A 12,031-nucleotide genomic window follows, 5' to 3' on the forward strand; every position below is an offset into this window, starting at 1 on the left:
GCCTATGACATCGGTAATCGCCGATGCGTATTGCGCAGGCTTGCACCATGTCATCTACAAACCCTGCAAAAACGCTCCTCGTCAAAAACGCCGCACTGCTGGTCACCATGGACGGCGAACGCCGCGAAATCAAGAACGGCGGCCTGTTCATCGAGGGCAACCTGATCAAGCAAGTCGGCCCCAGCGATACCCTGCCGCAACACGCCGACGTGGTTCTGGACATGGCCGGCAAGGTGGTCATCCCAGGCCTGGTCAACACCCACCACCACATGTACCAGAGCCTCACCCGCGTGGTACCGGCAGCTCAGGACGGCGAGCTGTTCAACTGGTTGACCAACCTGTACCCGATCTGGGCGCGCCTGACCCCCGAGATGATCGCGGTGTCGACCCAGACCGCCATGGCCGAGCTGATCCTGTCCGGCTGCACCACCTCCAGCGACCATCTGTATATCTACCCCAACGGCTGCAAGCTCGACGACAGCATCCACGCGGCGGCCGAGATCGGCATGCGCTTCCACGCCGCGCGCGGCAGCATGAGCGTGGGGCAGAGCCAAGGCGGCCTGCCACCTGACGCGGTGGTGGAAAAGGAAGCCGACATCCTCAAGGAATCGCAACGCCTGATCGAGGACTACCACGATGCCAGCCACGGCTCGATGCGCCGTATCGTGGTCGCGCCATGCTCGCCGTTCTCGGTCAGCCGCGACCTGATGCGCGAAGCTGCCGTGCTGGCGCGCCAGTATGGGGTGTCGCTGCACACCCACCTGGCCGAGAACGTCAACGACATCGCCTACAGCCGCGAGAAGTTCGGCATGACCCCTGCCGAGTACGCCGAAGACCTTGGCTGGGTCGGCCATGATGTATGGCATGCCCACTGCGTGCAGCTCGACCAGCACGGCATTGAGCTGTTCGCCCGCACCGGCACCGGCGTCGCCCACTGCCCATGCTCGAACATGCGGCTGGCCTCGGGCATCGCCCCGGTACGCAAGATGCGCGACCACGGCGTACCAGTGGGCCTGGGCGTCGATGGCTCTGCCTCCAACGACGGCGCCAGCATGATCGGTGAAGTGCGCCAGGCCCTGCTGCTGCAACGGGTGGGCTTTGGCCCTGACGCGATGACCGCACGCGAAGCGCTGGAGATTGCCACCCTGGGTGGCGCGAAAGTGCTCAACCGCAATGATATCGGCGCCCTGGCCCCGGGCATGGTCGCCGATTTCGTCGCCTTCGACCTGGGCCATGTGGCGTATGCCGGCGGCCACCATGACCCATTGGCGGCACTGGTGTTCTGCACCCCGACCCAGGTGCATACCAGCGTGATCAACGGCCGCGTCGTGGTGAAAGACGGCCAGCTGGTCACCGTCGACCTGCCGCGCGTACTGGAACGCCACAACCAGCTGGCCCATCAGCTGGTCAGTGGCACTTGAGGGCAGGTATCAGCTCGGCATCGCCGGGTTGAATGAAGGGCATGCGCAGCCCTTTGGGCTGCGCTGTCACCTAGGCAAGCTGCGGGTAGCGCACACTACGATGTCATGTCCACTCAAAGGTCCATGACCATCTCATGCCAGGCCATACCGCCGTGGTCCGACGGCGACGGTTTCACGTATCGGTAGCCCAGCTTCTGGTACAGGGCCACATGCTGCTCCTTGCACATCAGGTGAATGGTCTGCTTGCCCGCCGCGTGCATGCGCCCGATGAATTCGTTCATCAACAGTTTGGCGTAGCCTTTGCCCTGGTGGGCCGGGTCTACAACCACCGACATGATCACCACGTTCGCGGCCGCCGGGTCATGGCCGACCAGCTCCTTGAAGGCCTCGTCGGACATCACGACCTCGTGGGCGCAGCCACTGTTGATGAAACCCACGATCTCGCCGTCGTTTTCCAGCACCAGGAAGCCTTGTGGGTACTGCGTGATACGCGTGCGGATTTTCTCCAGCGTGGCCGCCTCATCCCCTTCATAGGCGCCAATTTCGATGGCGTAGCAACGCTCGGCATCGGCGGGAACGGGGGTGCGGAACTGAAGGGCGCTCATGGCAAGTATCCTTGGCAATGGTAAAGGCAGCCGCCATGATAAATGAGCCTCGACCTTGCGCTCCATCATTGCGAACTCGGTCAGGTCGGGCGTGTGACGCTTGATGCTTGCCAAGGATGGCAAGCATCATGGGGACCTTGCTCTATTGCCACGGATACGCCGATGACCGCTGTAACTTCCCCCTTCACCGAACCCAGCCGCTGCAAACGCCTGAAAGCGGCCAGCAGCAGGGATCATGACAGCGTCGATCAACTGGTAATGGCAGCGCGGCCCTTCGAGAACCGCGAGCGTTATGGTCGCTTCCTGCAGGTGCAGCACCGCTTTCATGGCAGCCTGCTGGCGTTGTATCAGGATGAACAGCTCAACCAGCAACTGCCGGGGCTGGCGGCGCTGTCACGTTTCGCGGCAGTCGAGGCCGACCTGCGCGACCTGGGCCTGTCGCTGCCAACGTCCACCCAACCGGTCTGTGTCAGCTCGGCCCAGGCCTTGGGATGGCTGTATTGCAGTGAAGGCTCGAACCTGGGGGCGGCGTTTCTCTACAAGCACACGCAACGTCTTGGGCTGGAGGGTGACAAGGGCGCCCGCCACCTGGCCCCTCACCCGGATGGCCGAGCGCTGCATTGGCGCGCATTTGTTGCCAGGCTGGACAGCCTGGTGCTTGGGGATCAGGAAGAAGCAGAGGTGGTGAAAGGGGCGATTGCTGCGTTCGACAGTTACCGGCGGCATTTGCGTGAGGTGTTTGCAGGCCTATGACTGACCAGTGGGGCACTCACGGCGGATACTGCACAGCGCCAACCACCCCGGCAAAGTTCTTCAAGTTGTTGCTGTAGCGAACTTTTTCCTGATTCCCTGTCTATGTGTGAGGCACAGAAAGGTAGCGGAACGCGAGACAAGGTTCGCCCCACACCTGCTGGCCAGATGGCTCATTCGTTATCAGAGGTTGGCTACGCTCATGAAAATACATGTCGCAAGGTTGGTGCTGCTCGGCCTGTTCTCGCTCGCGGCGGTGGGCACGGCATCGGCAACGCAAATGAAAGCCGCCGAACCGGTTTCACCGGCTGTCCAGTCACCGTTAAAGCCATCCGGCAACCCTTGGTCGAGCGTGGCCAGCGTGGCCGTTGAACAGCCAGCCACCCTCCTGGCGCATGATGACGATCGCTGGCACGACCACCGAAGCGACTGGCGCCGCGAACAGTGGCGGCGTGAACAAGCCCGCCGGGACTGGGAGCGGCGGCGCGACTGGGAACGGCGCCGTGATTGGGAGCGCCGCCATGAGCGCGCCATGCGCCAGCGTCATCATGACGCGCATCATTACTACCGCCGTTGAAGCCCAAGCAATCGGTTTTAGGGGCAGTGTCAGTCGGCCAGCTGCGGAGCCTCCCCCGCCGCCTCTGCCTCCATCTTCAAGCGGTCCGCCTTGCAGATGTACTTGGGCTTGCGTGGCGCCAGTTTGGCACTGGCCTTTTTGGCATGCGCCTGCAATAGCTGCTTGATCTTCTTACGACGGTTCATAGTCTACGGGGCCTTTCAGGACGTTTCGCTGCCGCCATCATACCCCGGCAGCCTGGGAAAACGCAGTGAACAGCCCAGCTTATGCCTGCTACGGCCACGCAGGTCACAGGATTCAACGCGTTGACGTATTTTTCACAGTCCGCAGATTAGCGTCACGCCCTTTCCGGTCACGCGCACAACCGCTGGCCGCCAAGGTACGACGAGGCATACGTGTCAAACACTACATCCCCCGCCGCGCACAAGCGCGTAGACTGGGCCGGCCTCGGCTGGCTCTTGCTGTTCTTCTGGTATTTTTCCGGTGTAACCCAGGCGCTGCTGCTGTTCAGCGGGACGACCGGCTTCGCCGGTTTTCGCGATGCGTTATTCCTCAGCAGCCTATGGCTGGCGCCCGTCCTGTTGCTGCCGCGCTTCACCCGCGCCACCGCGGCAATCATTGGTCTGGTGCTGTGGGCTGCATCGCTGGTGGGCCTGAGCTACTTCGGCATCTATCGCCAGGAATTTTCGCAAAGCGTCATCTTTGTGATGTTCGAGTCCAACACCGCCGAGGCTGGTGAGTACTTCAGCCAATACTTCAGCGTGGGGCTGGGCCTGGCACTGGTGCTGTACACGCTGGTCGCGGTAATGCTGTGGCGGCGCGTGCGCCCGGTCAGCCTGCCGCTGCGCAGCCGCCTGCCGGTGGTCGTGCTATTGCTGGTGGCCAACCTGGTCATGCCGTTCTACAAGCAGATGGTCACCCAGGAGCGAAACTTCGCCGATGCGCTCGAAAAAGTGCAGCAGCGAATGGAGCCGGCCGTCCCTTGGCAGTTGCTGGTCGGCTACCGACAGTACCGCCAGCAACTGGACAACATGCAGAAACTGCTGGCCCAGAATGCCGCACTGCCACCGCTGCAAAACCTGCGAGACAGCAGTGGTACAGCGCCTCGCACTCTGGTATTGGTGCTCGGCGAGTCGACCACCCGCGAGCACATGCACCTGTATGGCTATAACCGCGATACCACGCCCAACCTCGACGCGCTGGCCGCCAGCGACAAGGGCCTGACCGTGTTCCGCGACGTGGTATCGCCGCGCCCGTACACCATCGAAGTGATGCAGCAGATTCTCACGTTCGGCGACGAGCAGAACCCGGACCGCTTCCTCAGCGACCCGTCGCTGATCAACCTGCTGAAACAGGCAGGCTACAAGACCTTCTGGATCACCAACCAGCAGACCTTGACCAAGCGCAACACCATGCTCACCACCTTCTCGCAGCAAACAGACGCGCCGGTGTACCTGAACAACCAGCGCAACCAGAATGCCAGCCAGTACGATGACGTGGTGCTGGCACCGTTCGAGAAAGCCCTGCAAGACCCTGCGCCCAACAAGTTCATCATCGTGCACCTGCTGGGCACGCACATGGACTACCGCTACCGCTACCCGGACGACTATGCGCACTTCAACGACAAGCAAGGTGTGCCAGCCAAGCTGACGGCGGACCAGGTAGAAACCTACAACTTCTATGACAACGCGGTGCGCTACAACGACTATGTGGTGTCGACCCTGATCAAGCGTTATGCGGCAGGCAACCCCAACGGGTTCCTGATGTACCTGTCCGATCATGGTGAAGACGTGTACAGCTCCGGTGACCACGACCGCCTGGGGCGCAATGAAGGCGCACCGACCCGGCCGATGTACACCATCCCGTTCCTGCTGTGGACCTCGCCTAGCTGGCAGGCCGAACACCCGCGTGACTTGCAGGCAATGGCCACCCGCCCCTACAGCAGTTCGCATCTGATCCATACCCTGTCAGACCTGGCCGGATTGAGCTACGACCGCTATGAACCGGCCAAGAGCCTGGTGAGCCCACAGTTCATGGCAGCACCACGCTGGATCGGCGACCCGTACCGCAAGGATGGCTTGCGCGAGTTCGATCAGCTGCCGCAGGACAAGGCCGAAGGGGCACAGGAAACAGCCAGCACCCGGCAGTAATAAGGCCGGTTCATGCCCGGCAGCTACCCTGCAGGGCACTCCCCCGCACCGCCTCGGCCAACTTGCGCAGGTTGGCCTGGTGTGCATTCACCAGGCTGGTGATGCTGTTGTCCGCGGCAGTCTGCACAGACGTACGGCAGGTCAGCTCGGCCTGCCCTTGCTGCTTCAGGCGCCACACCGCCTCCAGCGAGGCATAGCGCCCTGGTACCGTGTCGAAGCGCTGCACATCCACCCGCAGCGACGCCTTGCCACCGCCCGCCGGGCCGCCCAACAGGTCCTGCAGGGCGCTGCGGAATTCATCCACCAGGTTGGCGCCCCACCACTCCCTCTCCAGGATGGCCAGGCCGCTCTGCCCTTGCCGCACCACCAACTGTGGGCGGTCGACCTGGGGCGGCACAGCCACCCTAACCACCTGGATGCGCTGGCCGCTGTCACGTACCGGTTCGCTCGGTACCAACGTGTGGTAGTTGTTCGGCGTACTGCTGCAGCCCCCGAGCCACACCAGCAGGCTGGCCACACATGCATTGCGCAGTCGTTGCATCGGCTGTCTCCTCAGGGTTCAAGGTCTGCGGGCCCGGCCGCTTTCGGCCGGCCACGAATGAGCGACTCGGGGTGGCGGCCCAGGTAGTCGGCAAGGTCACGTAGCGAACGCGACATACGCTCCAGCTCGTCCAGTGTTTCGCCCATTCGCTCGCGCTGCGGCGAATCTTCGGAAATGGCCGAGTTGGCCGTGCGCAGGGTCTTGTGCACCTCGTCCAGCGCCACCTTCACCTCCGGCAGCGTCTGGCCATTGAACTGCCTGAGGCTGGCGCGCAGCTCACGCAAGCTACCGTCCAGGTTACCGGCGATGCTTTCCAGCGGCAGCTTGGCAATGCGCTCCATCACCCGCTGCAGCTGTTCCTGCAACTGCTCAAGGCTGCCGGGCAGCGTCGGGATCATGATGGGGTTGGCAGCCATGTCGAAGGTCACCTTGGGGGCATCCGGGTAGAAGTCCAGCGAAATGAACATCTGCCCGGTGATCAGGTTGCCACTACGCGCCTGGGCCCGCAGCCCATGTTCGACAAACGTGCCAATCAGTTTCCGCGCCCCTTCAAAATCGCCCTCGGTGTGCTTGAACACCGCCAGCATCTTGCGGTGCACCGGCCCTAGCCGCTGGGGGTAGATCACCGCATCGACCACTACCGGGAAGGTTTGCCGCGTAGCATCGTAATCGAGCTGGATCGAGGTGACCCGGCCAAATTCCACACCCTTGAACTCCACTGGCGCCCCCACCGACAGGCCCCGCATGGCCTGGTCGAAGCGCAACTGCAGGTACTGTGCCTGGCCATGCGGAGGCGACAGCGCCATGTCGCGGTCGGCGAATAGCTGGAAGCGGGACTGGTCGGCAGCAGGCTCGGCTTGCGCGGCGAAATCGGGCGAGCCGAAGGCCAGCCCGCCCACCAGAATCGACGACAGCGATTCGGTATCGACCTTCAGGCCATTGGCACCGATCTGCATGTCGATGCCACTGGCATTCCAGAAGCGCGTGTCATCAGTGACGAATGTGTCGTAGGGCGCCTGCACGAACACGCCAATCTCTACCCCCTTGCCATCACTCTGGAGCGCAAAGGACACCACTTCGCCCACCGGGATCTTGCGGTAGTAGATCGAAGAACCGATATCCAGCGAGCCCAGGTCGCTGGCGACAAGAACGAAACGCTTGCCCTTTTCGTCATAGGTGATCGGCGGTGGCAGCTCCAGGCCGACAAAGGACTTTTCCGGCACCTTCGACTCGCCGGAATCGGCCCCGATGAAACTGCCCGAAAGCAGCGTGTCCACCCCGGAAACCCCGCCCACGCCGATGCGCGGTCGCACCACCCAGAAGCGCGCCCCCTGGGTAGCAAACGAACGGGCATCGTTGGAGAGCTGAACCTTGGCCACCACGCTCTTATTGTCGTCGGCCAAGTCCACCGTGGTCACTTCGCCGATCACCACGCTGCGGTATTTTACCTGGGTCTTGTGCGCCACCAATCCCTCGCCGCTGTGGAAAGAAATGGTGATCACCGGCCCTTGCTGCATCCAGTTGCGCACCACCAGCGAAGCGCCGATCAGGATCGCCAGGATCGGCACGATCCATACCAGCGACACACTCCAACGTCGGGTGCGCACTTCAACCTGCCCAGGGCCCTCGCGCTTGTCAGTCTGTTGCCCCATCAATGCGGCCTCCCCTCGTTGGCATGGCTATCCCAGATCAAGCGTGGATCAAAGCTCATCGCAGAGAACATGGTCAGCACTACCACCATGCCAAAAAACAGAATGCCCACACGCGGCTCGATGGTGCCCAGCCCGCGCAGTTGCACCAGCGCAGCCACCAACGCCACTACCATCACATCGAGCATGGACCAATAGCCGATCAGCTCGACGAAGCGGTACAACTGCGAACGCTGCCGGCAGGCCCAGGAAGAACCACGCTGGGCAGTGAACAGCAGCAGGCCAAGGGAAAAGAACTTGATGGCGGGCACACCCACGCTGGCAATGAAAATGATCAGCGCGATGTCCCAGGCCCCGGCTTCCCAGAACTCCAGCACGCCACCGCCAATGGTGCTTTCTGTACCACTGCCGAGCATTTCCGTGTGCATCACCGGCAGCAGGTTGGCGGGGATGTAGAAAATCAGTGCGGCCAGCAGAAACGCCCAGCCACGGCTGATGGCATTGGCCTTGCGCCGGTGAATGACGGCGCCGCAACGGTTGCAGGTGTGCGCGCCACTGCGCGTGTCGCATGCCTGGCCACAGCCATGGCACAGACACAAGCCAAGGTCGTGCGCCATGGCTGGGACAGTCATACCTGTTCCCACAAATCGCGGATGTCCTTGCCGGCAATGTGGATGATCAACATGCTCAGTGCGGCCAGGGCCAGCAGGCCGATACCGGGGATCACATCGAGCAGCCCCGCCAGCTTGATCACCGCCACCATCGCCCCCAGCAGACACACCTCCAGCATGCTCCAGGGCCGCAGGCTTTCCAGGCCACGCATGCACAGGGCAAAGCCGGGGGCACGCTGGCCGGCAAGGGCAAAACTCAACACCCAGCACAACAGGGCAATTTGCAGCAGCGGCGCAAAAATGATCGACAGCGCCATGATCAGGGCGATGAAGGTGATACTGCCGTGACTGAGGATCTGCACGGCGTCCCACAATGTGGCCGAGTGGGTCAGCCCCTGCATGCCGATGGTCATCACCGGGTAATAGTTGGCGAACACCAGCAGGACACCGCCAGTCACACTCAATGCCAGCCGCTGCTCGATGGTCAGTGACCTGTGCCGGTACAGCACGCCGCCACAGCGCGGGCAAAGGGCTCGTTGATGTTTGAGCAGCGGTGCGCGGTGGTACACCGTGTCGCAATACTCACAGATGATCAGATCTTGCGTCTGGCTCATGGTTTGCCCGCAGGTAGCCTTGGATCAGGCCAAGAGGCTAATCGGAACGGCGTCTGATATCCGGTGTAGACCATCTGGGCAAAACTTCCATCACGACCTCAAAGGCGAACTATCCTGTGAGGCGGGCTTTCTGCCCGGTGGAGGTGTGCCATGCGTACGTTCACGTGGAGTTACCTGTTGATGCTGCTGTGCGCAGCATCGGCCGCCCAGGCGCAGTCGGTGGTGCCGCTCAAGGGCCAGAGCAGCCAGCAGATGCAACTGGATATCAACGATTGCAATACCGTCGCCACCAATGCCGCAAACGGCACGGCGACGTCCAGCGACCCCCATGTCGGTGGCCGGGTTCGCGGTGCAGCTGCGGGTGCCGCCGCCGGTGCTGTAGGCGCGCAGGTGCGCGGCAACCAGCATGACGCGTTGTACGACCGGGTGGGTGACGATGCCAAGCAGCAATACCGGCAGAACCGTGCCGGCGAAGTGGCCGCCGCCGGGGCCGCGGTCGGTGGCATGCGCCAGCGTCAGGACCGGCGCCAGGACCGGCGCGGCCAGGACGAGGCAAAAACCCAGGCCCATGCCAGTGCCTACAGCGGTTGCCTGCAGGGGCGCGGCTATCAGGTCAGCCCCTGAGCAATGCCACGCCATGCGCCTCCTGCCGGGGTAGCATGGCGTGCTCAGTTCAGGAACTTCGCCAGCTCTTCCCGGCAAAACTCCACGAACAACTGCGCCGGCTTGGTCAGCTGGACTCGCTTCAACCACGCCGCAGCCAGCCCCGACAGCGCCACCGGCTCGGCAATGTCGAGCATTGCCAGGCGCTGGCCGTCATAGGTGTATTCCGAGTGCGGACGGGTTACCAGCAACGAAAAACCGAAACCCTGACCGACCATGCCGCGCACCATCTCGATCGACGGCGAACTGAAGACAATGTTCGGTGCCAGGCCCATCTCGTTGAACAAGCTGACGAAGTAGGTGCGGCTAGGGGCCACGTCCAGCAGGATCATCGGCTCCGGGCACAGGTCGCGCAGCGAGACCTGGGCCTGGCCGGCAAAGCGGTGGTTCTCGGGTAGCAGCACATAGGGCTTCTGCGGCGGCATCAGCGGCTCGGACTCGATGGTGCCATCCAGGTCGTGGTCATAGAGAAATGCCAGGTCGAATGTTCCGGCGGTCAGGCCCTGGATCAGGTCCTGCTGTTCACCGTCGCGCAGGCGAATGTCCACACCCGGGTAGCGCTGACGAAAACCGGCGATCAGGCGCGGCAGGTAGAGTGGCGCCACGGTTTCGAAACAGCCAATGTCGATTTGCCCGGCGACGGTATCGTTGTCGGCCAGGGCATTCTGTTCGAACTCATGGGCCATCTGCAGCAGCGACTTGGTCTTGGCGTAGAAGCGTTTGCCGCTGGGTGTCAATGACACGCCCTGGGCGTGGTGGCGGATGAACAGCTGCACACCGAAACTTTCCTCCAGGCTCTTGATGGCCGTGGAGATGGACGGCTGGGCGATGTACAGCTGGCGTGACGCTTCGGCCACACTGCCCGCTTCCACGGTGGTGACGAAGTACTTCAGTTGTCGCAAGGTATAGGCAGCCACAGGGTACCTCTCTGACGCGGGTCTTGGCAGGCTGGGATCATGCCTCACACTTTACCCTTGGCTACCGCTCTGCGGGCGCTGAGCGCTGAAGGATTTACCTATGCCTTGAACAGGTTTTTTGTAGGGTCTGCCAGTACCTCGTCTCACAGGCCTGCGCAAACCGGCGCCGCACCACGCTTGCACCTGTAACGGGCCCCCGTGGCACTGCAACCACTGGTCAAAAACGCCCGAACGTCTTTACTGATAGTCATCGGCCCCAGGTAAACGGTGTGTGCTTATGAAGATCGTGGTCACCAGCATCCTCGTCGACGACCAGGCCAAGGCCCTGGCTTTCTACCACTACGTACTCGGTTTCGAGCCAAGACACGACATCCCCATGGGCCGGCACCGCTGGTTGACCCTGACTTCGCCCAACGACCCCAATGGCGTCGAACTGCTGCTGGAACCCGACGCGCACCCGGCGGCCAAGGTATACAAGGCCGCGCTCAAGCAGGATGGCATCCCCGCCACCTCGTTCGGCGTGCGCGATATCCAGGCCGAATACACCCGGCTCTGTGCAGCCGGTGTGCAGTTCATCCGGCCACCAACCCCAATGGGGCCGGTTACCGTGGCGGTGTTCGATGACACGTGCGGCAACTTGATCCAGATTGCCCAGAAGCACTAGCCGGTTGCCCTTACCCCAATGCGCACCCACAAGGAAAAAAGATGCGCCACGAATTCAGCGAAGTGCTCAACGACCTGGTCGACTATTTTCTGCTTGGCGATATCCAGTTGCTCGAACGCTTCAAGCAAGACCATCAACTGCCCGACGACCTGGCCGGTGCGTTCACCCACGGTGACAGCGGCGACCAGGCGGTGCGCGAAGGCATCGTGCTGCCGCTGGCCGGTGTCGACAACCTGCCCTACCGCATCCTGTTCACCCTCGATAACCACACCCCGGCCCTGCGCGAGGCCGGCAGCCGCCTGAAGCACCGGCGCAATGGCTATGTACTGCGGGTCGAGCACGGTGCGCTGATGCTGTACACCTGGCGCATCCTGCAGCACTTCACGCCCAAGACCCTGGGTGACCTGATGGCGCGTTACCAGGTGCCAGGGCGGCCGATCATCGAACTGGACAATGGCTGGTACGACGTGGAGGTGCTGGCGGGTGCACTGGTGCGCGACGGGTTGTACGAGCCGGCATTCGAGTTCGTGCTGAAGAAGCGCTGGAGCCAGGGTGAGGCGACAGCTGTGGATACCGGGTATGCATTCGGGCTTCGTGGCTACTTCGACTGATTGATCGCCTGTGCCGGCCTCTTCGCGGGCAAGCCCGCTCCTACACAGCATTCGAGGCCTGTGCCGGCCTCTTCGCGGGTGAACCCGCTCCTACACAGCATTCGAGGCCTGTGTCGGCCTCTTCGCGGGTGAACCCGCTCCTACACAGCGTTCGAGGCCTGTGTCGGCCTCTTCGCGGGTGAACCCGCTCCTACACAGCGTTCGAGGCCTGTGCTGATCATTTCGCGGGTGAACCCGCTCCTGCAGCTAAGGGGCCAG

14 protein-coding genes are annotated in these 12,031 nt (G+C 62.6%); 7 read left to right on the forward strand and 7 right to left on the reverse strand.

What is annotated here, in order from left to right:
* Positions 1–47: 47 nt before the first annotated feature.
* The gene (locus LMH93_RS16395) at positions 48–1,421 is read left to right on the forward strand and encodes an 8-oxoguanine deaminase (protein ID WP_230064379.1); all 1,374 of its coding nucleotides are present in this window, start codon (positions 48–50) and stop codon (positions 1,419–1,421) included.
* Positions 1,422–1,534: 113 nt separating this feature from the next.
* Here LMH93_RS16395 and LMH93_RS16400 read toward each other — a convergent pair whose 3' ends face one another.
* Positions 1,535–2,026, reverse strand: coding sequence for a GNAT family N-acetyltransferase (locus LMH93_RS16400; protein ID WP_003250837.1), 492 nt, complete (start codon positions 2,024–2,026; stop codon positions 1,535–1,537).
* A gap of 162 nt (positions 2,027–2,188) precedes the next feature.
* Between LMH93_RS16400 and LMH93_RS16405 the strand changes: the two genes are divergently transcribed.
* Both LMH93_RS16405 and LMH93_RS16410 read left to right on the forward strand, forming a co-directional pair.
* Complete coding sequence (locus tag LMH93_RS16405; RefSeq protein ID WP_003250835.1) at positions 2,189–2,779, forward strand: biliverdin-producing heme oxygenase; 591 nt, start codon at positions 2,189–2,191, stop codon at positions 2,777–2,779.
* Between the two features lie 199 nt (positions 2,780–2,978).
* On the forward strand, positions 2,979–3,353 hold the full coding sequence (locus LMH93_RS16410; RefSeq protein ID WP_033725588.1) for a hypothetical protein: 375 nt from the start codon (positions 2,979–2,981) through the stop codon (positions 3,351–3,353).
* 29 nt (positions 3,354–3,382) lie between these two features.
* On the opposite strand, the gene LMH93_RS16415 is transcribed toward LMH93_RS16410, so the two are convergent.
* Positions 3,383–3,538 (reverse strand): DUF2986 domain-containing protein, encoded by a 156-nt coding sequence (locus LMH93_RS16415; protein ID WP_003250831.1) that lies wholly within the window; start codon positions 3,536–3,538, stop codon positions 3,383–3,385.
* 210 nt (positions 3,539–3,748) lie between these two features.
* Here LMH93_RS16415 and LMH93_RS16420 point away from each other — a divergent pair, with 210 nt between their 5' ends.
* Positions 3,749–5,503, forward strand: a complete 1,755-nt coding sequence (locus tag LMH93_RS16420) for a phosphoethanolamine transferase CptA (RefSeq protein ID WP_230064380.1) — start codon at positions 3,749–3,751, stop codon at positions 5,501–5,503.
* Between the two features lie 10 nt (positions 5,504–5,513).
* Here the strand turns inward: LMH93_RS16420 and LMH93_RS16425 are convergent, their stop codons facing one another.
* From LMH93_RS16425 to LMH93_RS16440, 4 genes are read right to left on the reverse strand one after another with little or no spacing between them, the layout of a single operon-like run.
* On the reverse strand, positions 5,514–6,044 hold the full coding sequence (locus LMH93_RS16425; RefSeq protein WP_230064381.1) for a PqiC family protein: 531 nt from the start codon (positions 6,042–6,044) through the stop codon (positions 5,514–5,516).
* Positions 6,045–6,055: 11 nt separating this feature from the next.
* The gene (locus LMH93_RS16430) at positions 6,056–7,696 is read right to left on the reverse strand and encodes a PqiB family protein (RefSeq protein WP_004575414.1); all 1,641 of its coding nucleotides are present in this window, start codon (positions 7,694–7,696) and stop codon (positions 6,056–6,058) included.
* Positions 7,696–8,325 (reverse strand): paraquat-inducible protein A, encoded by a 630-nt coding sequence (locus tag LMH93_RS16435; protein WP_012052818.1) that lies wholly within the window; start codon positions 8,323–8,325, stop codon positions 7,696–7,698. The genes LMH93_RS16430 and LMH93_RS16435 overlap by 1 nt, the downstream gene beginning before the upstream one ends.
* Positions 8,322–8,918: a paraquat-inducible protein A gene (locus tag LMH93_RS16440; protein ID WP_230064382.1), complete on the reverse strand. Its 597-nt coding sequence runs from the start codon at positions 8,916–8,918 to the stop codon at positions 8,322–8,324. Before LMH93_RS16440 ends, LMH93_RS16435 begins: the two co-directional genes overlap by 4 nt.
* Before the next feature lie 150 nt (positions 8,919–9,068).
* On the opposite strand from LMH93_RS16440, the gene LMH93_RS16445 reads away from it, so the two are divergent.
* Positions 9,069–9,542, forward strand: coding sequence for a YMGG-like glycine zipper-containing protein (locus LMH93_RS16445; RefSeq protein ID WP_003250819.1), 474 nt, complete (start codon positions 9,069–9,071; stop codon positions 9,540–9,542).
* A 44-nt stretch (positions 9,543–9,586) separates the two neighbouring features.
* Here the strand turns inward: LMH93_RS16445 and LMH93_RS16450 are convergent, their stop codons facing one another.
* Entirely contained in the window at positions 9,587–10,498 is a 912-nt protein-coding gene (locus tag LMH93_RS16450) for a LysR family transcriptional regulator (RefSeq protein WP_003250817.1), read from the reverse strand.
* Between the two features lie 277 nt (positions 10,499–10,775).
* Between LMH93_RS16450 and LMH93_RS16455 the strand changes: the two genes are divergently transcribed.
* Positions 10,776–11,162 (forward strand): VOC family protein, encoded by a 387-nt coding sequence (locus LMH93_RS16455; protein ID WP_003250815.1) that lies wholly within the window; start codon positions 10,776–10,778, stop codon positions 11,160–11,162.
* A 41-nt stretch (positions 11,163–11,203) separates the two neighbouring features.
* Entirely contained in the window at positions 11,204–11,773 is a 570-nt protein-coding gene (locus tag LMH93_RS16460) for a hypothetical protein (protein WP_060538926.1), read from the forward strand.
* The last annotated feature ends 258 nt before the right edge of the window (positions 11,774–12,031 follow it).

The sequence above is a fragment of the Pseudomonas sp. CIP-10 genome, assembly GCF_020911845.1.
Taxonomy (GTDB): domain Bacteria; phylum Pseudomonadota; class Gammaproteobacteria; order Pseudomonadales; family Pseudomonadaceae; genus Aquipseudomonas; species Aquipseudomonas alloputida.

What these genes read in the sequence shown, in the direction of transcription:
- LMH93_RS16395 (WP_230064379.1), top strand. Translation starts at nt 48, where the DNA reads ATGTCATCTACAAACCCTGCAAAAACGCTCCTCGTCAAAAACGCCGCA.
- LMH93_RS16440 (WP_230064382.1), bottom strand. Translation starts at nt 8,918, where the DNA reads ATGAGCCAGACGCAAGATCTGATCATCTGTGAGTATTGCGACACGGTG.
- LMH93_RS16400 (WP_003250837.1), bottom strand. Translation starts at nt 2,026, where the DNA reads ATGAGCGCCCTTCAGTTCCGCACCCCCGTTCCCGCCGATGCCGAGCGT.
- LMH93_RS16425 (WP_230064381.1), bottom strand. Translation starts at nt 6,044, where the DNA reads ATGCAACGACTGCGCAATGCATGTGTGGCCAGCCTGCTGGTGTGGCTC.
- LMH93_RS16455 (WP_003250815.1), top strand. Translation starts at nt 10,776, where the DNA reads ATGAAGATCGTGGTCACCAGCATCCTCGTCGACGACCAGGCCAAGGCC.
- LMH93_RS16460 (WP_060538926.1), top strand. Translation starts at nt 11,204, where the DNA reads ATGCGCCACGAATTCAGCGAAGTGCTCAACGACCTGGTCGACTATTTT.
- LMH93_RS16430 (WP_004575414.1), bottom strand. Translation starts at nt 7,696, where the DNA reads ATGGGGCAACAGACTGACAAGCGCGAGGGCCCTGGGCAGGTTGAAGTG.
- LMH93_RS16435 (WP_012052818.1), bottom strand. Translation starts at nt 8,325, where the DNA reads ATGACTGTCCCAGCCATGGCGCACGACCTTGGCTTGTGTCTGTGCCAT.
- LMH93_RS16410 (WP_033725588.1), top strand. Translation starts at nt 2,979, where the DNA reads ATGAAAATACATGTCGCAAGGTTGGTGCTGCTCGGCCTGTTCTCGCTC.
- LMH93_RS16405 (WP_003250835.1), top strand. Translation starts at nt 2,189, where the DNA reads ATGACCGCTGTAACTTCCCCCTTCACCGAACCCAGCCGCTGCAAACGC.
- LMH93_RS16415 (WP_003250831.1), bottom strand. Translation starts at nt 3,538, where the DNA reads ATGAACCGTCGTAAGAAGATCAAGCAGCTATTGCAGGCGCATGCCAAA.
- LMH93_RS16445 (WP_003250819.1), top strand. Translation starts at nt 9,069, where the DNA reads ATGCGTACGTTCACGTGGAGTTACCTGTTGATGCTGCTGTGCGCAGCA.